The sequence below is a fragment of the Klebsiella sp. LY genome (genome assembly GCF_004010915.1).
Classification (GTDB): Bacteria; Pseudomonadota; Gammaproteobacteria; order Enterobacterales; family Enterobacteriaceae; genus Klebsiella; species Klebsiella quasipneumoniae.
Genome location: NZ_CP022444.1, coordinates 2,032,096 through 2,051,689, shown reverse-complemented (window position 1 = coordinate 2,051,689; position 19,594 = coordinate 2,032,096). Strand labels below are relative to the sequence as shown.

The window sequence follows — 19,594 nt, the reverse complement described above, 5'->3', positions numbered from 1 at the left end:
AGACGATACACAAAGTCATTCTGGCTGTGTCAAAAAGCCGGGGCTGTGCAGGCCGCCAGAAGACCTACGGGAGGGGAATGATGTCTCAGACAGCGAAAGTGTTGCTGCTGTATGCCCACCCAGAATCTCAGGATTCCGTGGCCAACCGGGTTTTATTACAACCCGCCTTACAGTTGCCGAACGTCACCGTGCACGATCTCTACGCGCACTATCCGGATTTTTTTATCGATATTGCTCACGAACAGGACCTGCTGCGCCAGCATGAGGTGATTGTTTTCCAGCATCCTTTATATACCTGGAGCTGTCCTGCGCTGCTCAAAGAGTGGCTGGATCGTGTCTTAAGCCGCGGCTTCGCCAGCGGCGCCGGAGGGAACGAACTGGCGGGAAAGTACTGGCGCAGCGTGATCACCACCGGCGAACCAGAGAGCGCTTACCGTCGCGATGCAAATCGCTATCCGATGAACGATATTCTGCGTCCTTTTGAACTGACCGCCGGTATGTGCCGTATGCACTGGATGAGCCCCATTATCGTCTACTGGGCCCGGCGGCAGCAGCCAGAGGAGCTGCGCAGCCGCGCCCTGGCCTATCGGGACTGGCTGGCCAACCCCCTAGCCGCCGGAGGTGTCCATGGCGGGATTTGATCTGCTGCTGGCGGGGGTGCTGTTTTTGTTCGCGGCCGTCATTGCCGTCCCTCTGGCTTCAAGACTGGGGATTGGCGCGGTGCTGGGCTATCTGCTGGCTGGGATCGCCATTGGCCCTTGGGGGCTCGGGTTTATCAGCGATGTGGATGAAATTCTCCATTTCTCTGAACTCGGCGTGGTGTTCCTGATGTTTATCATCGGCCTGGAGCTCAATCCCGCCAAGCTATGGCGGCTGCGAAGCTCCATCTTCGGCGTTGGCGCGGCGCAAGTGATGCTCAGCGCGGCGATCCTCGGCGGTCTGTTGATGACGACAGGGTTTTCATGGCAGGCGGCGGTGGTCGGCGGGATTGGCCTGGCGATGTCCTCTACCGCGATGGCACTGCAGCTGATGCGCGAGAAGGGAATGAGCCGCAGCGAATCAGGGCAGTTAGGCTTTTCGGTCCTGCTGTTTCAGGATCTGGCGGTGATCCCGGCGCTGGCGCTGGTGCCTCTGCTGGCTGGTTCCGCGGATGAGCATGTGAACTGGCTGACGGTCGGCATGAAGGTCCTGGCGTTTGCCGGGATGCTGATTGGCGGACGCTATCTGCTGCGGCCGGTGTTCCGCTTTATCGCCAGCTCCGGGGTCAGGGAAGTGTTCACTGCCGCCACGCTGCTGCTGGTCCTCGGATCCGCCCTGTTTATGGAGGCGCTGGGGCTGTCGATGGCGCTGGGTACCTTTATCGCCGGCGTGCTGCTGGCGGAAAGCGAGTATCGCCATGAACTGGAGATCGCCATCGATCCGTTCAAGGGGCTGCTGCTTGGGTTGTTCTTTATCTCCGTCGGTATGGCGCTGAACCTTGGCGTGCTGTACACCCATCTGCTGTGGGTGGCGGTGAGCGTGGCGGTGCTGGTGGCGGTAAAAATGCTGGTGCTTTATCTGCTGGCCCGTCTCTATGGCCTGCGGAGTTCCGAACGTATGCAGTTTGCGGGCGTATTAAGCCAGGGCGGCGAGTTCGCGTTTGTCCTCTTTTCGCTGCCCGCCTCGCAGCGGTTGTTCCAGCACGACCAGATGGCGCTGCTGCTGGTGGCCGTCACCTTGTCGATGATGACCACGCCGCTGCTGATGAAAGGGATCGATAAGATACTGTCTCGACGCCTGAATCCAGCGGAGGATACCGATGAGGCGCCGTGGGTAGAGGATGATAAACCGCAGGTGATTATTGTTGGCTTTGGCCGTTTCGGCCAGGTGATCGGTCGCCTGCTGATGGCTAATAAGATGCGTATTACGGTGCTGGAGCGAGACATCAGCGCGGTAAATCTGATGCGCAACTATGGCTATAAAGTCTATTTTGGCGACGCTACTCAGCTGGAGCTGCTGCGCTCGGCAGGGGCGGAGGAGGCGCAGTCGATCGTCATTACCTGTAATGAGCCGGAAGACACCATGCGGCTGGTGGAGATGTGTCAACAACACTTTCCACATCTGCACATCCTGGCCCGCGCTCGCGGGCGCGTCGAGGCGCATGAGCTGCTGCAGGCCGGCGTGACGCAGTTTTCTCGTGAGACTTTCTCCAGTGCGCTTGAGCTGGGGCGTAAAGCCCTCATTACCCTGGGGATGCATCCTCACCAGGCCCAGCGCGCGCAGCTGCACTTCCGACGCCTCGATATGCGAATGCTGCGTGAGTTAATGCCGGTGCATACTGATACGGTACAGATATCACGCGTGCGGGAAGCCCGGCGCGAACTGGAAGAGATTTTTCAGCGCGAAATGCAGAAAGAGAGCCGGCAGCTGGACGGCTGGGACGAGTTTGAATAAAGGTAAATCATATGGCAGTGCGTAAACGTTTTATTGCCGGGGCGAAATGTCCGGCGTGCCAGGCGCAGGATTCACTGGCGATGTGGCGTGAGAATAATGTCGATGTTGTTGAATGCGTTAAGTGCGGTCATCAGATGCGTGAGGCGGATAAAGAGGCCCGTGAGCATGTACGCAAAGAGGAGCAGGTGATTGGCATTTTTCATCCCGACTAGCGTTATCCGTCGGCTTTTTTTAAGCTAAAGGGTACACGGCAGCAGAATTCCGCTACAATCTGCGCCACTATTCTTCCCATCTCAGGAGATATCATGAAAGTAGCAAAAGACCTGGTGGTCAGCCTGGCCTATCAGGTACGTACAGAAGACGGTGTGTTGGTTGATGAGTCTCCGGTAAGCGCGCCGCTGGATTACCTGCACGGTCACGGCTCCCTGATTTCCGGCCTGGAAAACGCGCTGGATGGCCACGAAGTGGGCGACAAATTTGACGTAGCCGTCGGCGCTAACGACGCTTACGGTCAGTATGACGAAAACCTGGTGCAGCGTGTACCGAAAGACGTCTTCATGGGCGTTGATGAACTGCAGGTTGGCATGCGCTTCCTGGCGGAAACCGATCAGGGTCCGGTACCAGTAGAAATCACTGAAGTTGAAGACGACCACGTTGTGGTTGATGGCAACCACATGCTGGCAGGCCAGAACCTGAAGTTCAATGTGGAAGTTGTCGCCATCCGCGAAGCGACCGCTGAAGAGCTGGAGCACGGTCACGTGCACGGCGCGCATGGTCACGATCACGACCACGATCATGGTCACGATGGCTGCTGCGGCGGTCACGGTCACGACCACGATCATGGCCACGACCATGGTAAAGGCGGCTGCGGCGGCCACGGTGGCTGCGGCTGCCACTAATCTTTGCGCCTCGGCACGAAGACGACAAAAAGCGGGGAAACCCGCTTTTTTTACGCCTCAATAGTGCGGCGGTGGCGTCTCTTCGGCCTGGGAGGCGATATGGGAGGGTTGGGTCGCCTTCAGCTTCTCGATCATCAGACGCATATGCTCCCGCATCTTCGCCATCTCGATCTCGTGGGCGGTCACGGTTTTGTTGAGGTCTTCGATGGTGATTTCCTGAAACGCCAGCCGGCTTTCCAGCTCCGCAAGGCGCGTTTCTAATGTGCTATCGTGCATGGGTAACCTCTTTAGTCTGATCCTGCGGGCGGATTCTACTTAAGTTTCCCCCGGCGCGCAGCATCGCTGCGTCCTACAGGAAACTTATTCATACAAAAATAGTCCTAAAAGAGGCGATATTCAGGAACGTCCGTATGTAGATTTTAACGGCGACGTTCTATAGTACGTTTTTTGCTTTTTACGATAACCCTGGGGTGAGAGGCCCCGGCCCTGGAGAAATGGATGAAATCACTGTTTAAAGTAACGCTGCTGGCGACCACAATGGCCGTCGCCCTGAATGCACCGCTGACCTTTGCTGCAGATACCGCGGCGAAAGCAGCCCCGGCGGCTGAGAGTAAATCGGCATTTAAAAATGACGATCAGAAATCAGCCTATGCGCTGGGCGCGTCCCTGGGGCGTTACATGGAAAACTCCCTGAAAGAACAAGAAAAACTGGGCATTAAGCTGGATAAAGCCCAGCTGATCGCCGGCGTACAGGACGCGTTTGCCGATAAGAGCAAACTGTCCGACCAGGAGATCGAACAGACTCTGCAGGCCTTTGAAACACGCGTGAAGACCGCAGCTCAGCAGAAAATGGAAAAAGACGCTACTGAGAACGAAACCAAAGGTAAAGCTTTCCGTGACAGCTTTGCCAAAGAGAAGGGCGTGAAAACGTCTAAGACTGGCCTGCTGTATAAAGTCGAGAAAGAAGGCACTGGCGATGCGCCTAAAGACAGCGACAACGTGGTGGTTAACTACAAAGGTACGCTGATCGACGGCAAAGAGTTTGATAACTCTTATACCCGCGGCGAGCCGCTCTCTTTCCGTCTCGACGGGGTGATCCCGGGCTGGACTGAAGGCCTGAAGAACATCAAGAAAGGCGGCAAAATCAAGCTGGTCATTCCGCCAGATCTGGCCTACGGCAAAACCGGCGTCCCGGGGATCCCGGCCAACTCCACGCTGGTCTTTGATGTAGAGCTGCTGGATATCAAACCGGCGCCGAAAGCAGATGCTCAGCCGGAAGCCGCTGGCGATGCGAAAGCCGCAGACGCGAAAGCTGACGCTAAGAAGTAATCGGGTTCAGGCCGCCGTCTCGTCAGAGGCGGCGGCTTTTTTATTGCGCGCAGATATAATTAAAACTGGAAAGATCCTCAGGCGCTGTATTACTTTAGATAGCTTAATAATGATGATGAGCCTGCCCTGACAATAACGACAGGCTCCTGAAAAGGAGTGCTTTTTTTCATGTCCAGGTCGCTTTTAACCAACGAAACCAGCGAGCTTGACCTGCTGGATCAACGTCCCTTTGACCAGACCGATTTCGATATTCTTAAATCTTATGAAGCGGTGGTGGACGGGTTGGCGATGCTCATCGGTTCGCACTGTGAAATCGTGCTGCATTCTTTGCAGGATCTGAAATGCTCTGCCATCCGTATCGCCAATGGTGAACATACCGGCCGCCAAATCGGTTCACCGATTACCGATCTTGCGCTGCGCATGCTGCACGATATGACGGGCGCCGATAGCAGCGTTTCCAAATGCTACTTTACCCGCGCCAAAAGCGGCGTCCTGATGAAGTCGGTGACGATTGCCATCCGCAACCGCGATCACCGGGTGATTGGTCTGTTGTGCATCAACATGAATCTGGATGTGCCGTTTTCGCAGATCATGAGCACCTTTATTCCACCAGAAACGCCTGAGGTTAACTCGCCGGTGAACTTTGCTTCCTCGGTTGACGATCTGGTCGCCCAGACTCTGGAATTCACCATCGAAGAGGTGAATGCCGATCGCAGCGTGTCGAACAATGCTAAAAACCGTCAAATCGTGCTGAATCTCTACGAGAAAGGGATCTTCGATATTAAAGACGCCATTAACCAGGTGGCCGATCGTCTGAATATCTCCAAGCACACCGTCTACCTCTATATTCGCCAGTTCAAAAGCGGTGATTTCCAGGGGCTGGATAAGTAATGCGTTTTGCCCTCACGGTGACCGGACCTGCCTATGGCACGCAGCAGGCGAGCAGCGCCTGGCAATTTGCTCAGGCCGTGCTGCAGGAAGGCCATGAGCTGGCGTGCGTTTTTTTCTATCGCGAAGGCGTGCTTAACGCTAACCAGTTGACGGCGCCCGCCAGCGATGAGTTCGATCTGGTGCGCGGGTGGCAATCCCTCCACAATGAGCACGGCGTCGCGCTGCATATCTGCGTGGCGGCCGCCTTGCGTCGTGGCGTAACGGACGAACGCGAAGCGCAACAGCTCGCTCTGCCTGGCCATAATCTGCAGCCGGGTTTTACGTTAAGCGGACTTGGCGCGCTGGCGGAAGCGGCGCTCACTTGCGATCGGATGGTACAGTTCTGATGAAACGTGTGGCTTTCGTTTTTTCTTCCGCACCGCACGGCAGCGCCGCCGGCAGGGAAGGCCTCGATGCCTTATTAGCCACCTCCGCCCTCACCGACGAGATTGGCGTGTTTTTCGTAGGCGACGGCGTGTTTCAGCTGTTGCCCGCCCAGCGGCCTGGTGCTGTGCTGGCCCGCGACTACATCGCCACCTTTAAACTGCTGTCGCTATACGATATCGACCAGTGCTGGCTGTGCGCCGAGTCGGCGCGAGAGCGCGGCCTGGATCCCGCGACCCCGTGGGTGGTGGATGCCGAATGCCTGGCGCCGGATGCCCTGCGCGCCCGTCTGCATGAATTTGATGTGATTTTGCGTTTCTGAGGCCCCCATGCTCCATACGCTCAGTGTTTCTCCCTGGCATGCCGATATCGCAGCAATGCTTCGCTTGATGGAGCAAGGTGACGATCTGTTACTGCTGTCTGATGGCGTCGCGGCGGCTATCGCCGGCGGCCGCTTCCTTGAGATCCTGCAATCCGCCCCCATAACCCTTTACGTGCTGCAAGACGACGTTGACGCCCGCGGGCTAACTGGTCAAATTGCGGACAGTGTCGGCAGGGTTAGCTATACTGATTTCGTCAGACTCACAGTCAAACATGCCGGTCAGTTGGCCTGGTGATGGCGGGATCGTTGTATATTTCTTGACACCTTTTCGGCACCGCCCTAAAATTCTGCGTCCTCATAATATATGAGGCGATTTATTACGTGTTTACGAAGCAAAAGCTAAAACCAGGAGCTATTTAATGGCAACAATTAACCAGCTGGTACGCAAACCACGCGCGCGCAAAGTTGCAAAGAGCAACGTGCCAGCGCTGGAAGCCTGCCCGCAGAAACGTGGCGTATGTACTCGCGTATATACCACCACTCCTAAGAAACCGAACTCCGCACTGCGTAAAGTTTGCCGTGTGCGTCTGACTAACGGTTTCGAAGTCACCTCCTACATCGGTGGTGAAGGTCACAACCTGCAGGAGCACTCCGTGATCCTGATCCGTGGCGGTCGTGTTAAAGACCTTCCGGGTGTTCGTTACCACACCGTTCGTGGTGCGCTTGACTGCTCCGGCGTTAAAGACCGTAAGCAGGCTCGCTCCAAGTACGGCGTGAAGCGTCCTAAGGCTTAATGGTTCTCCGTTAAGTAAGGCCAAACTGATTTATCTTAATGTCATACTAAACTCTTAGAGTTTTGGACAATCCTGAATTAACAACGGAGTATTTCCATGCCACGTCGTCGCGTCATTGGTCAGCGTAAAATTCTGCCGGATCCGAAGTTCGGATCAGAACTGCTGGCTAAATTTGTCAATATCCTGATGGTAGATGGTAAAAAATCTACTGCAGAAACTATCGTATACAGCGCGCTGGAGACCCTGGCTCAGCGTTCTGGTAAATCTGAACTGGAAGCCTTCGAAGTTGCGCTCGAAAACGTGCGCCCGACTGTCGAAGTTAAGTCCCGCCGCGTAGGTGGTTCTACTTATCAGGTTCCAGTTGAAGTTCGTCCGGTCCGTCGTAATGCCCTGGCAATGCGTTGGATCGTTGAAGCTGCTCGTAAACGCGGTGATAAATCCATGGCTCTGCGCCTGGCGAACGAACTCACTGATGCTGCAGACAACAAAGGTACTGCAGTTAAGAAACGTGAAGACGTTCACCGTATGGCCGAAGCCAACAAGGCGTTCGCTCACTACCGTTGGTAATCCCTTCGGAGTCATAGTCACCAGGCGGGCGCTTCAGATGAGTCGCCCGCTCTGGATAACTTAACTGAACGCCTAAAGAAATAAACGAGGAATCAAATGGCTCGTACAACACCCATCGCACGCTACCGTAACATCGGTATCAGTGCGCACATCGACGCCGGTAAAACCACTACTACCGAACGTATTCTGTTCTACACCGGTGTAAACCACAAAATCGGTGAAGTTCATGACGGCGCCGCTACCATGGACTGGATGGAGCAGGAGCAGGAACGTGGTATCACCATCACTTCCGCTGCGACTACTGCATTCTGGTCTGGTATGGCTAAGCAGTATGAACCGCACCGTGTAAACATCATCGACACCCCGGGGCACGTTGACTTCACTATCGAAGTAGAACGTTCCATGCGTGTTCTTGATGGTGCGGTAATGGTTTACTGCGCAGTTGGTGGTGTTCAGCCGCAGTCTGAAACCGTATGGCGTCAGGCAAACAAATATAAAGTTCCGCGCATCGCGTTCGTTAACAAAATGGACCGCATGGGCGCTAACTTCCTGAAAGTTGTTGGTCAGATCAAAACCCGTCTGGGCGCGAACCCGGTTCCGCTGCAGCTGGCAATTGGTGCTGAAGAAGGTTTCACCGGCGTTGTTGACCTGGTGAAAATGAAAGCCATCAACTGGAACGATGCAGACCAGGGCGTAACCTTCGAATACGAAGATATCCCGGCTGACATGCAGGACCTGGCTGACGAATGGCACCAGAACCTGATCGAGTCCGCAGCTGAAGCTTCTGAAGAGCTGATGGAAAAATACCTGGGTGGTGAAGAACTGACTGAAGAAGAGATCAAAAAAGCTCTGCGTCAGCGCGTTCTGAACAACGAAATCATCCTGGTAACCTGTGGTTCTGCGTTCAAGAACAAAGGTGTTCAGGCGATGCTGGATGCGGTAGTTGACTACCTGCCATCCCCGGTTGACGTTCCGGCGATCAACGGCATCCTGGACGACGGTAAAGATACTCCGGCTGAGCGTCACGCAAGCGACGACGAGCCGTTCTCTGCACTGGCGTTCAAAATCGCTACCGACCCGTTCGTGGGCAACCTGACCTTCTTCCGCGTGTACTCCGGTGTGGTTAACTCTGGTGATACCGTACTGAACTCCGTGAAAGCTGCACGTGAGCGTTTCGGTCGTATCGTACAGATGCACGCTAACAAACGTGAAGAGATCAAAGAAGTTCGCGCGGGCGACATCGCTGCTGCAATCGGTCTGAAAGACGTAACTACTGGTGACACCCTGTGTGACCCGGATGCGCCGATCATTCTGGAGCGTATGGAATTCCCTGAGCCGGTAATCTCCATCGCCGTTGAGCCGAAAACCAAAGCTGACCAGGAAAAAATGGGTCTGGCTCTGGGGCGTCTGGCTAAAGAAGACCCGTCTTTCCGCGTATGGACTGACGAAGAGTCTAACCAGACCATTATCGCCGGTATGGGTGAGCTGCACCTCGACATCATCGTTGACCGTATGAAGCGTGAATTCAACGTTGAAGCGAACGTCGGTAAACCTCAGGTTGCTTACCGTGAAGCGATTCGCGCGAAAGTTACCGATATCGAAGGTAAACACGCCAAGCAGTCTGGTGGTCGTGGTCAGTACGGTCACGTTGTGATCGACATGTACCCGCTGGAGCCGGGCTCTAACCCGAAAGGTTACGAGTTCATCAACGACATCAAAGGTGGTGTAATTCCTGGCGAATACATCCCGGCCGTTGATAAAGGCATCCAGGAACAGCTGAAAGCTGGTCCGCTGGCAGGTTACCCGGTAGTTGATATGGGTATCCGTCTGCACTTCGGTTCTTACCACGACGTTGACTCCTCTGAGCTGGCGTTTAAACTGGCTGCGTCTATTGCCTTTAAAGAAGGCTTTAAGAAAGCAAAACCAGTTCTGCTTGAGCCGATCATGAAGGTTGAAGTAGAAACTCCGGAAGAGAACACTGGTGACGTTATCGGTGACTTGAGCCGTCGTCGCGGTATGCTGCGCGGTCAGGAATCCGAAGTAACCGGCGTTAAGATCCACGCTGAAGTACCGCTGTCCGAAATGTTCGGTTATGCAACTCAGCTGCGTTCTCTGACCAAAGGTCGTGCATCATACACCATGGAATTCCTGAAGTATGATGATGCGCCGAACAACGTTGCTCAGGCCGTTATTGAAGCCCGTGGTAAATAATCCACAGGATTAAAACCTAAGTCCCGTGCTCTCTCCGAAGGGGAGAGCACTATAGTAAGGAATATAGCCGTGTCTAAAGAAAAATTTGAACGTACAAAACCGCACGTCAACGTTGGTACTATCGGCCACGTTGACCATGGTAAAACTACCCTGACTGCTGCCATCACTACCGTTCTGGCTAAAACCTACGGTGGTTCCGCTCGCGCATTCGACCAGATCGATAACGCGCCGGAAGAAAAAGCTCGTGGTATCACCATCAACACCTCTCACGTTGAATATGACACCCCGACTCGCCACTACGCGCACGTAGACTGCCCGGGCCACGCCGACTATGTTAAAAACATGATCACCGGTGCTGCGCAGATGGACGGCGCGATCCTGGTTGTTGCTGCGACTGACGGCCCGATGCCGCAGACTCGTGAGCACATCCTGCTGGGTCGTCAGGTAGGCGTTCCGTACATCATCGTGTTCCTGAACAAATGCGACATGGTTGATGACGAAGAGCTGCTGGAACTGGTTGAGATGGAAGTTCGTGAACTGCTGTCTCAGTACGATTTCCCGGGCGACGACACCCCGATCGTTCGTGGTTCTGCTCTGAAAGCGCTGGAAGGCGACGCAGAGTGGGAAGCGAAAATCATCGAACTGGCTGGCCACCTGGATACCTATATCCCGGAACCAGAGCGTGCGATTGACAAGCCGTTCCTGCTGCCGATCGAAGACGTATTCTCCATCTCCGGTCGTGGTACCGTTGTTACCGGTCGTGTAGAGCGCGGTATCATCAAAGTGGGTGAAGAAGTTGAAATCGTTGGTATCAAAGAAACCGCGAAAACCACCTGTACTGGCGTTGAAATGTTCCGCAAACTGCTGGACGAAGGCCGTGCTGGTGAGAACGTAGGTGTTCTGCTGCGTGGTATCAAACGTGAAGAAATCGAACGTGGTCAGGTACTGGCTAAGCCGGGCACCATCAACCCGCACACCAAGTTCGAATCTGAAGTGTACATCCTGTCCAAAGACGAAGGCGGCCGTCATACTCCGTTCTTCAAAGGCTACCGTCCGCAGTTCTACTTCCGTACAACTGACGTGACTGGCACCATCGAACTGCCGGAAGGCGTAGAGATGGTAATGCCGGGCGACAACATCAAAATGGTTGTTACCCTGATCCACCCGATCGCGATGGACGATGGTCTGCGTTTCGCAATCCGTGAAGGCGGCCGTACCGTTGGCGCGGGCGTTGTAGCTAAAGTTCTGGGCTAATTCGTTAGCTTTGAATAAAAAAGGGCGCTTCGGCGCCCTTTTTGCTGTCCGTCGTTCAGCGAAAAAGGCGGTTATGCTGGCGATTCATAACGTGCGCTGCGGCGGATAATGAGTAAATGGTCTATTGTAATCATAACTATTCTCATTTAATATTTGTGCATAAATTGAACGGGAGTTTATATGTACGTTTGTTTGTGCAATGGCATCAGCGATAAAAAAATTCGCCAGGTTGTCCGCCAGTTTCAACCGCAATCTTTTCAGCAATTACGTAAGTTTGTTCCCGTTGGAAATCAATGCGGTAAGTGTGTTCGCGCGGCGCGGGAAGTTATGGAAGATGAATTAACCACCATGCCGGAATTCAAAGAAATCGCCTGAAGTCCACGCTTCTCTTTTGACATCCCTATAGGCCGGACTACGCTTCAATGAGTGGAAGCGGAGGGACTATATAATGAAAGGTGATGTCAAAATCATAAGTTATCTCAATAAATTATTGGGAAATGAGCTGGTCGCAATTAATCAGTACTTTCTCCATGCGAGAATGTTCAAAAACTGGGGCCTGATGCGCCTCAACGATATCGAGTACCACGAATCCATCGACGAAATGAAGCATGCCGATAAATACATCGAGCGTATTCTTTTTCTCGAAGGTATCCCTAATCTGCAGGATCTCGGCAAACTTGGCATCGGTGAAGATGTGGAAGAGATGCTGCAGTCCGATTTAAGACTGGAGCTGGAAGGGGCGCAAAATCTGCGCGAGGCGATCGCCTACGCCGACAGCGTCCATGACTACGTCAGCCGCGATATGATGATTGAGATCCTGGCGGATGAAGAAGGCCATATTGACTGGCTGGAAACCGAACTCGATCTGATCGGCAAAATCGGCCTGCAAAATTACCTGCAGTCGCAGATCAAAGTGTCAGACTAGCCAGCGTCTGACACCCGCACCAGAAACCCGCGGCCGCCAGAAATGGCCCAAACGGCAGCGGGTTGTTCCCCCTCCATTTACTGCTCCCGCCGTACCTGGCGTGCAAACCTGATACTGCCCACACCGTGCCGGCGAGCAGCGATGCCACCAGTAGCAGCTGCGGCAACAATTGCCAGCCATGCCAGGCGCCTAGGGCGGCGAGATATTTGATATCCCCATACCCCAACCCCTCATAGCCGCGGATCCCGCGATATAGCCAGTAAAGCGCAGCCAAACACAGATAGCCGCCTATCGCTCCCCAGACGGCATCATGAAGGTGGTGCGGCGCCAGACAGAGATAAAAAAGTAAACCACTCCACAGCAGGGGACAGGTGTAACGGTCGGGCAGCAGGCCGTGACGCAGGTCCTGGTGGCATAAGGCTAAGGTCAATCCGCTATAGCACAGCAAGAAGGGGAGGGCGGCGAGCATGGTTAACCCCGTAATCGTCAAAGAACATCGCCTCACTATGCTTATTGTCACCCGTCCGGTGCAAAAAGGACTTTCCTGGAATGGATGGCGCTACCCGCGTTAATTTGCCGCGTTGTCGGTCCGTACAGTTCGCTGGCGCGAAGGCGCGCAAATCCTGGTGATGATTTTCTAAACAGCACTTGCGTAGCGCCAGAATTTGCGTATAATGCGCGGGCCTGTCAAAGTTGACGGCCGGTTCAATATGAACCCTGGTAATCGCAGTTGGGTTATCAAACAATGTCCCCAATCGGGGGACTATGTAAGAACGGTTACACTCTCCCATCAATCGTAATGGGTATGAGGAGTAATCATTTCGTCTATAAAATAATTGGAGCTCTGGTCTCATGCAGAACCAAAGAATCCGTATCCGCCTGAAAGCGTTTGATCATCGTCTGATCGATCAATCAACCGCGGAAATCGTCGAGACTGCTAAGCGCACTGGTGCGCAAGTCCGTGGTCCGATCCCGCTGCCGACCCGCAAAGAGCGCTTTACCGTTCTGATCTCCCCGCACGTCAACAAAGACGCGCGTGACCAGTACGAAATTCGCACTCACAAGCGTCTGGTTGACATCGTTGAGCCAACTGAAAAAACCGTTGATGCTCTGATGCGTCTGGATCTGGCTGCCGGTGTAGACGTGCAGATCAGCCTGGGTTAATCAGGTCATCGAGCGATTGAGAGGTTGAAACAATGATTGGTTTAGTCGGTAAAAAAGTGGGCATGACCCGCATCTTCACTGAAGATGGCGTTTCTATCCCAGTAACCGTAATCGAAGTTGAAGCAAACCGTGTTACTCAGGTTAAAGACCTGGCTAACGATGGCTACCGCGCAATCCAGGTTACCACCGGTGCTAAAAAAGCTAACCGTGTAACCAAGCCGGAAGCGGGTCACTTCGCTAAAGCTGGCGTTGAAGCTGGCCGTGGTCTGTGGGAATTCCGTCTGGCTGACGGCGAAGAATTCACCGTAGGTCAGAACATTAGCGTTGAACTGTTTGCTGACGTTAAAAAAGTTGACGTAACCGGTACCTCTAAAGGTAAAGGTTTTGCTGGTACCGTTAAGCGCTGGAACTTCCGTACCCAGGACGCTACTCACGGTAACTCCTTGTCTCACCGCGTTCCGGGTTCTATCGGTCAGAACCAGACTCCGGGCAAAGTGTTCAAAGGCAAGAAAATGGCAGGTCAGCTGGGTAATGAGCGTGTAACCGTTCAGAGCCTGGACGTAGTACGTGTTGACGCTGAGCGCAACCTGCTGCTGGTTAAAGGTGCTGTCCCGGGTGCGACCGGTAGCGACCTGATCGTTAAACCAGCTGTGAAGGCGTGAGGAGATAGCAATGGAATTAGTATTGAAAGACGCGCAGAGCGCGCTGACTGTTTCCGAAACTACCTTCGGTCGTGATTTCAACGAAGCGCTGGTTCACCAGGTTGTTGTTGCTTATGCAGCTGGTGCGCGTCAGGGCACTCGTGCTCAGAAGACTCGTGCTGAAATCACTGGCTCCGGTAAAAAACCGTGGCGCCAGAAAGGTACCGGCCGTGCGCGTTCTGGTTCTATCAAGAGCCCGATCTGGCGTTCCGGTGGCGTGACCTTTGCTGCTCGTCCGCAGGACCACAGTCAAAAAGTTAACAAGAAGATGTACCGCGGCGCGCTGAAAAGCATCCTGTCCGAACTGGTACGTCAGGATCGTCTGATCGTTGTCGAGAAGTTCTCTGTTGAAGCGCCGAAAACTAAGCTGCTGGCACAGAAACTGAAAGACATGGCTCTGGAAGATGTGCTGATCATCACCGGTGAGCTGGACGAGAACCTGTTCCTGGCCGCACGTAACCTGCACAAGGTTGACGTACGTGATGCGAACGGTATCGACCCGGTTAGCCTGATCGCCTTCGACAAAGTCGTAATGACTGCTGATGCTGTTAAGCAAGTTGAGGAGATGCTGGCATGATTCGTGAAGAACGTCTGCTGAAGGTGCTGCGCGCACCGCACGTTTCTGAAAAAGCGTCTACTGCGATGGAAAAAACAAACACCATCGTTCTCAAAGTTGCTAAAGACGCGACCAAAGCAGAAATCAAAGCTGCTGTGCAGAAACTGTTTGAAGTCGAAGTCGAAGTCGTTAACACCCTGGTTGTTAAAGGGAAAGTTAAACGTCACGGACAGCGTATCGGTCGTCGTAGCGACTGGAAAAAAGCTTACGTCACCCTGAAAGAAGGCCAGAATCTGGACTTCGTTGGCGGCGCTGAGTAAGTCGGAGGAGTAATACAATGGCAGTTGTTAAATGTAAACCGACATCTCCGGGTCGTCGCCACGTCGTTAAAGTGGTTAACCCAGAGCTGCACAAGGGCAAACCTTTTGCTCCGTTGCTGGAAAAAAACAGCAAATCCGGTGGTCGTAACAACAATGGCCGTATCACCACCCGTCATATCGGTGGTGGCCACAAGCAGGCTTACCGTATTGTTGACTTCAAACGCAACAAAGATGGTATCCCGGCAGTTGTTGAACGTCTTGAGTACGATCCGAACCGCTCCGCGAACATCGCGCTGGTTCTGTACAAAGACGGCGAGCGCCGTTACATCCTGGCCCCGAAAGGCCTGAAAGCTGGCGACCAGATTCAGTCTGGCGTTGATGCTGCAATCAAAGCAGGCAACACCCTGCCGATGCGCAATATCCCGGTTGGTTCTACCGTTCATAACGTAGAAATGAAACCAGGTAAAGGCGGTCAGCTGGCTCGTTCCGCTGGTACTTACGTTCAGATCGTTGCTCGCGACGGTGCTTATGTCACCCTGCGTCTGCGTTCTGGTGAAATGCGTAAAGTCGAAGCAGACTGCCGCGCTACTCTGGGCGAAGTTGGCAATGCTGAGCATATGCTGCGCGTTCTGGGTAAAGCAGGTGCTGCACGCTGGCGTGGTGTTCGTCCTACCGTTCGCGGTACTGCGATGAACCCAGTAGACCACCCACATGGTGGTGGTGAAGGTCGTAACTTTGGTAAGCACCCGGTATCCCCGTGGGGCCTGCAGACCAAAGGTAAGAAGACCCGCAGCAACAAGCGTACTGATAAATTCATCGTACGTCGCCGTAGCAAATAATTTTAGAGGATAAGCCATGCCACGTTCTCTCAAGAAAGGTCCTTTTATTGACCTGCACTTGCTGAAGAAGGTAGAGAAAGCGGTGGAAAGCGGAGACAAGAAGCCCCTGCGCACTTGGTCCCGTCGTTCAACGATCTTTCCTAACATGATCGGTTTGACCATCGCTGTCCATAATGGTCGTCAGCACGTTCCAGTATTTGTTTCCGACGAAATGGTCGGTCACAAACTGGGTGAATTCGCACCGACTCGTACTTATCGCGGCCACGCTGCTGATAAAAAAGCGAAGAAGAAATAAGGTAGGAGGAAGAGATGGAAACTTTAGCTCAACATCGCCATGCTCGTTCTTCTGCTCAGAAGGTTCGCCTTGTAGCTGACCTGATTCGCGGTAAGAAAGTGTCGCAGGCCCTGGATATTCTGACCTACACCAACAAAAAAGCTGCTGTACTGGTCAAGAAGGTACTGGAATCTGCCATTGCTAACGCTGAACACAACGATGGCGCTGACATTGATGATCTGAAAGTTGCGAAAATTTTCGTAGACGAAGGCCCGAGCATGAAGCGCATTATGCCGCGTGCTAAAGGTCGTGCAGATCGCATCCTGAAGCGCACCAGCCACATCACTGTGGTTGTGTCCGATCGCTGAGACTCTGGAGACTAGCAATGGGTCAGAAAGTACATCCTAATGGTATTCGCCTGGGTATTGTCAAACCATGGAACTCTACCTGGTTCGCGAACACCAAAGAATTCGCTGACAACCTGGACAGCGATTTTAAAGTACGTCAGTTCCTGACTAAAGAACTGGCTAAAGCGTCTGTATCTCGCATCGTTATCGAGCGTCCGGCTAAGAGCATCCGTGTGACCATTCACACCGCTCGCCCGGGTATCGTTATCGGTAAGAAAGGCGAAGACGTAGAAAAACTGCGCAAGGTCGTAGCGGATATCGCTGGCGTACCTGCACAGATCAATATCGCCGAAGTTCGTAAACCTGAACTGGACGCAAAACTGGTTGCTGACAGCATCACTTCTCAGCTGGAACGTCGCGTTATGTTCCGTCGTGCGATGAAGCGTGCTGTACAGAACGCAATGCGTCTGGGCGCTAAAGGTATCAAAGTTGAAGTTAGCGGCCGTCTGGGCGGCGCGGAAATCGCACGTACCGAATGGTACCGTGAAGGTCGCGTACCGCTGCACACTCTGCGTGCTGACATCGACTACAACACCTCTGAAGCGCACACCACTTACGGTGTAATCGGCGTTAAGGTATGGATCTTCAAAGGTGAGATCCTGGGTGGTATGGCTGCTGTTGAACAACCGGAACCGGCTGCTCAACCTAAAAAGCAGCAGCGTAAAGGCCGTAAATAAGGAGCGTCGCTGATGTTACAACCAAAGCGTACAAAATTCCGTAAAGTGCACAAAGGCCGCAACCGTGGTCTGGCGCAGGGTACGGATGTTAGCTTCGGCACTTTCGGTCTGAAAGCTGTTGGCCGTGGTCGTCTGACTGCACGTCAGATCGAAGCAGCACGTCGTGCTATGACCCGTGCAGTTAAGCGTCAAGGTAAGATCTGGATCCGTGTATTCCCGGACAAACCGATCACCGAGAAGCCGCTGGAAGTTCGTATGGGTAAAGGTAAAGGTAACGTGGAGTACTGGGTTGCCTTGATTCAGCCGGGTAAAGTCCTGTATGAAATGGACGGTGTACCGGAAGAGCTGGCCCGTGAAGCATTCGGCCTGGCAGCAGCGAAACTGCCGATCAAAACCACCTTTGTAACTAAGACGGTGATGTAATGAAAGCAAAAGAGCTGCGTGAAAAAAGCGTTGAAGAGCTGAACGCTGAGCTGCTGAACCTGCTGCGTGAGCAGTTCAACCTGCGCATGCAGGCTGCAAGTGGCCAGCTGCAACAGACTCATCTGCTGAAGCAAGTGCGTCGTGATGTTGCACGCGTTAAGACTTTACTGACTCAGAAGGCGGGTGCGTAATGACCGATAAAATCCGTACTCTGCAAGGTCGCGTAGTTAGCGACAAAATGGAGAAATCCATTGTTGTTGCTATCGAACGTATGGTGAAACACCCGGTTTACGGCAAATTCATCAAACGTACGACCAAACTGCACGTACATGACGAGAACAACGAATGCGGTATCGGCGACAAGGTTGAAATCCGCGAATGCCGTCCGCTGTCCAAGACTAAGTCCTGGACGCTGGTTCGCGTTGTAGAGAAAGCGGTTCTGTAATAGAGTACGCATTCTCGATACGGATAAACGGCTCAGCGATGAGCCGTTTATTTTTTCTACCCATATCTGGTTTGTGGTGTTATAATGCCGCGCCCTCGATATGGGGCTTTTTAACGACCCTAATTTTCGGGTCTCAGTAGTAGTTGACATTAGCGGAGCACTAAAATGATCCAAGAACAGACTATGCTGAACGTCGCCGACAACTCCGGTGCACGTCGCGTAATGTGTATCAAGGTTCTGGGTGGCTCGCACCGTCGCTACGCAGGCGTAGGCGACATCATCAAGATCACCATCAAAGAAGCAATTCCGCGTGGTAAGGTCAAAAAAGGTGATGTGCTGAAGGCGGTAGTGGTGCGCACCAAGAAGGGTGTTCGTCGCCCGGACGGTTCTGTCATTCGCTTCGATGGTAATGCATGCGTTATTCTGAACAATAACAGCGAGCAGCCTATCGGTACGCGTATTTTTGGGCCGGTAACTCGTGAACTTCGTACCGAGAAGTTCATGAAAATTATCTCTCTGGCACCAGAAGTACTCTAAGGAGCGAATCATGGCAGCGAAAATCCGTCGTGATGACGAAGTTATCGTGTTAACCGGTAAAGATAAAGGTAAGCGCGGTAAAGTTAAGAATGTCCTGTCTTCCGGCAAGGTCATTGTTGAAGGTATCAACCTGGTTAAGAAACACCAGAAGCCGGTTCCGGCTCTGAACCAACCAGGCGGCATCGTTGAAAAAGAAGCTGCAATTCAGGTTTCTAACGTTGCAATCTTCAATGCGGCAACCGGCAAGGCTGACCGTGTAGGCTTTAGATTCGAAGACGGCAAAAAAGTCCGTTTCTTCAAGTCTAACAGCGAAACTATCAAGTAATTTGGAGTAGTACGATGGCGAAACTGCATGATTACTACAAAGACGAAGTAGTTAAGAAACTCATGACTGAGTTTAACTACAATTCTGTCATGCAAGTCCCTCGGGTCGAGAAGATCACCCTGAACATGGGTGTTGGTGAAGCGATCGCTGACAAGAAACTGCTGGATAACGCAGCAGCTGACCTGGCAGCAATCTCCGGTCAAAAACCGCTGATCACCAAAGCACGCAAATCAGTTGCAGGCTTCAAAATCCGTCAGGGCTATCCGATCGGCTGTAAAGTAACTCTGCGTGGCGAACGCATGTGGGAGTTCTTTGAGCGCCTGATCACTATTGCTGTACCGCGTATTCGTGACTTCCGCGGCCTGTCCGCTAAGTCTTTCGACGGTCGTGGCAACTACAGCATGGGTGTCCGTGAGCAGATCATCTTCCCAGAAATCGACTACGATAAAGTCGACCGCGTTCGTGGTTTGGATATTACCATTACCACTACTGCGAAATCTGACGAAGAAGGCCGTGCTCTGCTGGCTGCCTTTGACTTCCCGTTCCGCAAGTAAGGTAGGGTTACTTAATGGCTAAGCAATCAATGAAAGCACGCGAAGTAAAGCGCGTGGCTTTAGCTGATAAATTCTTCGCTAAACGCGCTGAACTGAAAGCTATCATCTCTGATGTGAACGCAACCGACGAAGATCGTTGGAATGCCGTTCTCAAGCTGCAGACTCTGCCGCGTGATTCCAGCCCGTCTCGTCAGCGTAACCGCTGCCGTCAAACAGGTCGTCCGCATGGTTTCCTGCGGAAGTTCGGGTTGAGCCGTATTAAGGTCCGTGAAGCCGCTATGCGCGGTGAAATCCCGGGTCTGAAAAAGGCTAGCTGGTAATTGT

At 53.2% G+C, this 19,594-nt stretch carries 32 protein-coding genes; 30 read left to right on the top strand and 2 right to left on the bottom strand.

Translation table 11 applies throughout. The annotated features are described in order from the left end of the window. Positions 1 to 77 precede the first annotated feature (77 nt). The 4 genes from kefG to slyD all read left to right on the top strand — a co-directional run bounded on the left by kefG (position 78) and on the right by slyD (position 3,332). Positions 78 to 641: a glutathione-regulated potassium-efflux system ancillary protein KefG gene (gene kefG / locus CE636_RS13015; protein ID WP_004202208.1), complete on the top strand. Its 564-nt coding sequence runs from the start codon at positions 78 to 80 to the stop codon at positions 639 to 641. Continuing rightward, a complete protein-coding gene (gene kefB, locus CE636_RS13010; protein ID WP_004202210.1) occupies positions 628 to 2,433 on the top strand; it encodes a glutathione-regulated potassium-efflux system protein KefB in 1,806 nt (601 codons plus the stop codon). Before kefG ends, kefB begins: the two co-directional genes overlap by 14 nt. A gap of 11 nt (positions 2,434 to 2,444) precedes the next feature. Then, positions 2,445 to 2,645, top strand: coding sequence for a YheV family putative zinc ribbon protein (locus CE636_RS13005; RefSeq protein WP_002920143.1), 201 nt, complete (start codon positions 2,445 to 2,447; stop codon positions 2,643 to 2,645). A gap of 93 nt (positions 2,646 to 2,738) precedes the next feature. After that, the gene (slyD, locus tag CE636_RS13000) at positions 2,739 to 3,332 is read left to right on the top strand and encodes a peptidylprolyl isomerase (protein ID WP_004202213.1); all 594 of its coding nucleotides are present in this window, start codon (positions 2,739 to 2,741) and stop codon (positions 3,330 to 3,332) included. Positions 3,333 to 3,389: 57 nt separating this feature from the next. Here the strand turns inward: slyD and CE636_RS12995 are convergent, their stop codons facing one another. Continuing rightward, entirely contained in the window at positions 3,390 to 3,608 is a 219-nt protein-coding gene (locus tag CE636_RS12995; RefSeq protein WP_002920136.1) for a protein SlyX, read from the bottom strand. Positions 3,609 to 3,830: 222 nt separating this feature from the next. Between CE636_RS12995 and fkpA the strand changes: the two genes are divergently transcribed. The 11 genes from fkpA (at position 3,831) to bfr (ending at position 12,048) form a co-directional block, all read left to right on the top strand. Next, on the top strand, positions 3,831 to 4,661 hold the full coding sequence (fkpA, locus tag CE636_RS12990) for an FKBP-type peptidyl-prolyl cis-trans isomerase (RefSeq protein WP_017899943.1): 831 nt from the start codon (positions 3,831 to 3,833) through the stop codon (positions 4,659 to 4,661). Between the two features lie 168 nt (positions 4,662 to 4,829). After that, on the top strand, positions 4,830 to 5,552 hold the full coding sequence (locus tag CE636_RS12985) for a helix-turn-helix transcriptional regulator (RefSeq protein WP_002920130.1): 723 nt from the start codon (positions 4,830 to 4,832) through the stop codon (positions 5,550 to 5,552). Next, positions 5,552 to 5,938, top strand: coding sequence for a sulfurtransferase complex subunit TusD (gene tusD / locus CE636_RS12980; RefSeq protein WP_004202218.1), 387 nt, complete (start codon positions 5,552 to 5,554; stop codon positions 5,936 to 5,938). Before CE636_RS12985 ends, tusD begins: the two co-directional genes overlap by 1 nt. Continuing rightward, positions 5,938 to 6,297, top strand: coding sequence for a sulfurtransferase complex subunit TusC (tusC, locus tag CE636_RS12975; RefSeq protein WP_004202220.1), 360 nt, complete (start codon positions 5,938 to 5,940; stop codon positions 6,295 to 6,297). Before tusD ends, tusC begins: the two co-directional genes overlap by 1 nt. A 7-nt stretch (positions 6,298 to 6,304) precedes the next feature. After that, on the top strand, positions 6,305 to 6,592 hold the full coding sequence (gene tusB / locus CE636_RS12970; protein ID WP_004202221.1) for a sulfurtransferase complex subunit TusB: 288 nt from the start codon (positions 6,305 to 6,307) through the stop codon (positions 6,590 to 6,592). Positions 6,593 to 6,716: 124 nt separating this feature from the next. Continuing rightward, complete coding sequence (gene rpsL, locus CE636_RS12965) at positions 6,717 to 7,091, top strand: 30S ribosomal protein S12 (RefSeq protein ID WP_002920115.1); 375 nt, start codon at positions 6,717 to 6,719, stop codon at positions 7,089 to 7,091. 96 nt (positions 7,092 to 7,187) lie between these two features. Further along, positions 7,188 to 7,658 (top strand): 30S ribosomal protein S7, encoded by a 471-nt coding sequence (gene rpsG / locus CE636_RS12960; protein ID WP_002920113.1) that lies wholly within the window; start codon positions 7,188 to 7,190, stop codon positions 7,656 to 7,658. A gap of 96 nt (positions 7,659 to 7,754) precedes the next feature. Next, the gene (fusA, locus tag CE636_RS12955; RefSeq protein WP_004202222.1) at positions 7,755 to 9,869 is read left to right on the top strand and encodes an elongation factor G; all 2,115 of its coding nucleotides are present in this window, start codon (positions 7,755 to 7,757) and stop codon (positions 9,867 to 9,869) included. A 69-nt stretch (positions 9,870 to 9,938) separates the two neighbouring features. Further along, a complete protein-coding gene (gene tuf, locus CE636_RS12950; protein WP_004174069.1) occupies positions 9,939 to 11,123 on the top strand; it encodes an elongation factor Tu in 1,185 nt (394 codons plus the stop codon). A gap of 180 nt (positions 11,124 to 11,303) precedes the next feature. Next, positions 11,304 to 11,498: a bacterioferritin-associated ferredoxin gene (gene bfd / locus CE636_RS12945; RefSeq protein ID WP_017900608.1), complete on the top strand. Its 195-nt coding sequence runs from the start codon at positions 11,304 to 11,306 to the stop codon at positions 11,496 to 11,498. 73 nt (positions 11,499 to 11,571) lie between these two features. Next, on the top strand, positions 11,572 to 12,048 hold the full coding sequence (gene bfr / locus CE636_RS12940; RefSeq protein ID WP_004206792.1) for a bacterioferritin: 477 nt from the start codon (positions 11,572 to 11,574) through the stop codon (positions 12,046 to 12,048). Here the strand turns inward: bfr and CE636_RS12935 are convergent. Then, entirely contained in the window at positions 12,032 to 12,517 is a 486-nt protein-coding gene (locus tag CE636_RS12935) for a prepilin peptidase (RefSeq protein ID WP_017900609.1), read from the bottom strand. The two genes, bfr and CE636_RS12935, sit on opposite strands and share 17 nt — an antisense overlap. A gap of 383 nt (positions 12,518 to 12,900) precedes the next feature. On the opposite strand from CE636_RS12935, the gene rpsJ reads away from it, so the two are divergent. From rpsJ to rpsN, 15 genes are all read left to right on the top strand, one after another. Then, positions 12,901 to 13,212, top strand: a complete 312-nt coding sequence (rpsJ, locus tag CE636_RS12930; RefSeq protein ID WP_001181005.1) for a 30S ribosomal protein S10 — start codon at positions 12,901 to 12,903, stop codon at positions 13,210 to 13,212. A 32-nt stretch (positions 13,213 to 13,244) separates the two neighbouring features. After that, positions 13,245 to 13,874, top strand: coding sequence for a 50S ribosomal protein L3 (gene rplC, locus CE636_RS12925; RefSeq protein WP_002919796.1), 630 nt, complete (start codon positions 13,245 to 13,247; stop codon positions 13,872 to 13,874). A 10-nt stretch (positions 13,875 to 13,884) separates the two neighbouring features. Continuing rightward, on the top strand, positions 13,885 to 14,490 hold the full coding sequence (gene rplD, locus CE636_RS12920; RefSeq protein WP_002919794.1) for a 50S ribosomal protein L4: 606 nt from the start codon (positions 13,885 to 13,887) through the stop codon (positions 14,488 to 14,490). Then, complete coding sequence (gene rplW / locus CE636_RS12915; RefSeq protein WP_000617546.1) at positions 14,487 to 14,789, top strand: 50S ribosomal protein L23; 303 nt, start codon at positions 14,487 to 14,489, stop codon at positions 14,787 to 14,789. The genes rplD and rplW overlap by 4 nt, the downstream gene beginning before the upstream one ends. Before the next feature lie 17 nt (positions 14,790 to 14,806). Further along, positions 14,807 to 15,628, top strand: coding sequence for a 50S ribosomal protein L2 (gene rplB / locus CE636_RS12910; protein ID WP_002919786.1), 822 nt, complete (start codon positions 14,807 to 14,809; stop codon positions 15,626 to 15,628). A 16-nt stretch (positions 15,629 to 15,644) separates the two neighbouring features. Continuing rightward, complete coding sequence (gene rpsS, locus CE636_RS12905) at positions 15,645 to 15,923, top strand: 30S ribosomal protein S19 (RefSeq protein ID WP_001138115.1); 279 nt, start codon at positions 15,645 to 15,647, stop codon at positions 15,921 to 15,923. A 14-nt stretch (positions 15,924 to 15,937) separates the two neighbouring features. Then, complete coding sequence (gene rplV, locus CE636_RS12900) at positions 15,938 to 16,270, top strand: 50S ribosomal protein L22 (protein WP_002919773.1); 333 nt, start codon at positions 15,938 to 15,940, stop codon at positions 16,268 to 16,270. A 17-nt stretch (positions 16,271 to 16,287) separates the two neighbouring features. Beyond that, positions 16,288 to 16,986: a 30S ribosomal protein S3 gene (gene rpsC / locus CE636_RS12895; protein WP_002919766.1), complete on the top strand. Its 699-nt coding sequence runs from the start codon at positions 16,288 to 16,290 to the stop codon at positions 16,984 to 16,986. 12 nt (positions 16,987 to 16,998) lie between these two features. After that, positions 16,999 to 17,409: a 50S ribosomal protein L16 gene (gene rplP / locus CE636_RS12890; RefSeq protein WP_002919759.1), complete on the top strand. Its 411-nt coding sequence runs from the start codon at positions 16,999 to 17,001 to the stop codon at positions 17,407 to 17,409. Further along, on the top strand, positions 17,409 to 17,600 hold the full coding sequence (rpmC, locus tag CE636_RS12885; RefSeq protein ID WP_002919754.1) for a 50S ribosomal protein L29: 192 nt from the start codon (positions 17,409 to 17,411) through the stop codon (positions 17,598 to 17,600). The genes rplP and rpmC overlap by 1 nt, the downstream gene beginning before the upstream one ends. Next, a complete protein-coding gene (gene rpsQ, locus CE636_RS12880; protein ID WP_002919751.1) occupies positions 17,600 to 17,854 on the top strand; it encodes a 30S ribosomal protein S17 in 255 nt (84 codons plus the stop codon). The genes rpmC and rpsQ overlap by 1 nt, the downstream gene beginning before the upstream one ends. A gap of 165 nt (positions 17,855 to 18,019) precedes the next feature. Beyond that, positions 18,020 to 18,391, top strand: coding sequence for a 50S ribosomal protein L14 (gene rplN / locus CE636_RS12875; RefSeq protein WP_002919748.1), 372 nt, complete (start codon positions 18,020 to 18,022; stop codon positions 18,389 to 18,391). Between the two features lie 10 nt (positions 18,392 to 18,401). After that, entirely contained in the window at positions 18,402 to 18,716 is a 315-nt protein-coding gene (gene rplX / locus CE636_RS12870) for a 50S ribosomal protein L24 (RefSeq protein ID WP_000729185.1), read from the top strand. Between the two features lie 14 nt (positions 18,717 to 18,730). After that, positions 18,731 to 19,270 (top strand): 50S ribosomal protein L5, encoded by a 540-nt coding sequence (rplE, locus tag CE636_RS12865; protein WP_001096200.1) that lies wholly within the window; start codon positions 18,731 to 18,733, stop codon positions 19,268 to 19,270. A 14-nt stretch (positions 19,271 to 19,284) separates the two neighbouring features. Then, positions 19,285 to 19,590, top strand: a complete 306-nt coding sequence (gene rpsN, locus CE636_RS12860) for a 30S ribosomal protein S14 (protein WP_002919667.1) — start codon at positions 19,285 to 19,287, stop codon at positions 19,588 to 19,590. The last annotated feature ends 4 nt before the right edge of the window (positions 19,591 to 19,594 follow it).

Bases quoted from the DNA above. Each gene is read 5' to 3' on its own strand.
- kefG (WP_004202208.1), top strand. From the start codon at position 78: ATGATGTCTCAGACAGCGAAAGTGTTGCTGCTGTATGCCCACCCAGAA.
- kefB (WP_004202210.1), top strand. From the start codon at position 628: ATGGCGGGATTTGATCTGCTGCTGGCGGGGGTGCTGTTTTTGTTCGCG.
- CE636_RS13005 (WP_002920143.1), top strand. From the start codon at position 2,445: ATGGCAGTGCGTAAACGTTTTATTGCCGGGGCGAAATGTCCGGCGTGC.
- slyD (WP_004202213.1), top strand. From the start codon at position 2,739: ATGAAAGTAGCAAAAGACCTGGTGGTCAGCCTGGCCTATCAGGTACGT.
- CE636_RS12995 (WP_002920136.1), bottom strand. From the start codon at position 3,608: ATGCACGATAGCACATTAGAAACGCGCCTTGCGGAGCTGGAAAGCCGG.
- fkpA (WP_017899943.1), top strand. From the start codon at position 3,831: ATGAAATCACTGTTTAAAGTAACGCTGCTGGCGACCACAATGGCCGTC.
- CE636_RS12985 (WP_002920130.1), top strand. From the start codon at position 4,830: ATGTCCAGGTCGCTTTTAACCAACGAAACCAGCGAGCTTGACCTGCTG.
- tusD (WP_004202218.1), top strand. From the start codon at position 5,552: ATGCGTTTTGCCCTCACGGTGACCGGACCTGCCTATGGCACGCAGCAG.
- tusC (WP_004202220.1), top strand. From the start codon at position 5,938: ATGAAACGTGTGGCTTTCGTTTTTTCTTCCGCACCGCACGGCAGCGCC.
- tusB (WP_004202221.1), top strand. From the start codon at position 6,305: ATGCTCCATACGCTCAGTGTTTCTCCCTGGCATGCCGATATCGCAGCA.
- rpsL (WP_002920115.1), top strand. From the start codon at position 6,717: ATGGCAACAATTAACCAGCTGGTACGCAAACCACGCGCGCGCAAAGTT.
- rpsG (WP_002920113.1), top strand. From the start codon at position 7,188: ATGCCACGTCGTCGCGTCATTGGTCAGCGTAAAATTCTGCCGGATCCG.
- fusA (WP_004202222.1), top strand. From the start codon at position 7,755: ATGGCTCGTACAACACCCATCGCACGCTACCGTAACATCGGTATCAGT.
- bfd (WP_017900608.1), top strand. From the start codon at position 11,304: ATGTACGTTTGTTTGTGCAATGGCATCAGCGATAAAAAAATTCGCCAG.
- bfr (WP_004206792.1), top strand. From the start codon at position 11,572: ATGAAAGGTGATGTCAAAATCATAAGTTATCTCAATAAATTATTGGGA.
- CE636_RS12935 (WP_017900609.1), bottom strand. From the start codon at position 12,517: ATGCTCGCCGCCCTCCCCTTCTTGCTGTGCTATAGCGGATTGACCTTA.
- rpsJ (WP_001181005.1), top strand. From the start codon at position 12,901: ATGCAGAACCAAAGAATCCGTATCCGCCTGAAAGCGTTTGATCATCGT.
- rplC (WP_002919796.1), top strand. From the start codon at position 13,245: ATGATTGGTTTAGTCGGTAAAAAAGTGGGCATGACCCGCATCTTCACT.
- rplD (WP_002919794.1), top strand. From the start codon at position 13,885: ATGGAATTAGTATTGAAAGACGCGCAGAGCGCGCTGACTGTTTCCGAA.
- rplW (WP_000617546.1), top strand. From the start codon at position 14,487: ATGATTCGTGAAGAACGTCTGCTGAAGGTGCTGCGCGCACCGCACGTT.
- rplB (WP_002919786.1), top strand. From the start codon at position 14,807: ATGGCAGTTGTTAAATGTAAACCGACATCTCCGGGTCGTCGCCACGTC.
- rpsS (WP_001138115.1), top strand. From the start codon at position 15,645: ATGCCACGTTCTCTCAAGAAAGGTCCTTTTATTGACCTGCACTTGCTG.
- rplV (WP_002919773.1), top strand. From the start codon at position 15,938: ATGGAAACTTTAGCTCAACATCGCCATGCTCGTTCTTCTGCTCAGAAG.
- rpsC (WP_002919766.1), top strand. From the start codon at position 16,288: ATGGGTCAGAAAGTACATCCTAATGGTATTCGCCTGGGTATTGTCAAA.
- rplP (WP_002919759.1), top strand. From the start codon at position 16,999: ATGTTACAACCAAAGCGTACAAAATTCCGTAAAGTGCACAAAGGCCGC.
- rpmC (WP_002919754.1), top strand. From the start codon at position 17,409: ATGAAAGCAAAAGAGCTGCGTGAAAAAAGCGTTGAAGAGCTGAACGCT.
- rpsQ (WP_002919751.1), top strand. From the start codon at position 17,600: ATGACCGATAAAATCCGTACTCTGCAAGGTCGCGTAGTTAGCGACAAA.
- rplN (WP_002919748.1), top strand. From the start codon at position 18,020: ATGATCCAAGAACAGACTATGCTGAACGTCGCCGACAACTCCGGTGCA.
- rplX (WP_000729185.1), top strand. From the start codon at position 18,402: ATGGCAGCGAAAATCCGTCGTGATGACGAAGTTATCGTGTTAACCGGT.
- rplE (WP_001096200.1), top strand. From the start codon at position 18,731: ATGGCGAAACTGCATGATTACTACAAAGACGAAGTAGTTAAGAAACTC.
- rpsN (WP_002919667.1), top strand. From the start codon at position 19,285: ATGGCTAAGCAATCAATGAAAGCACGCGAAGTAAAGCGCGTGGCTTTA.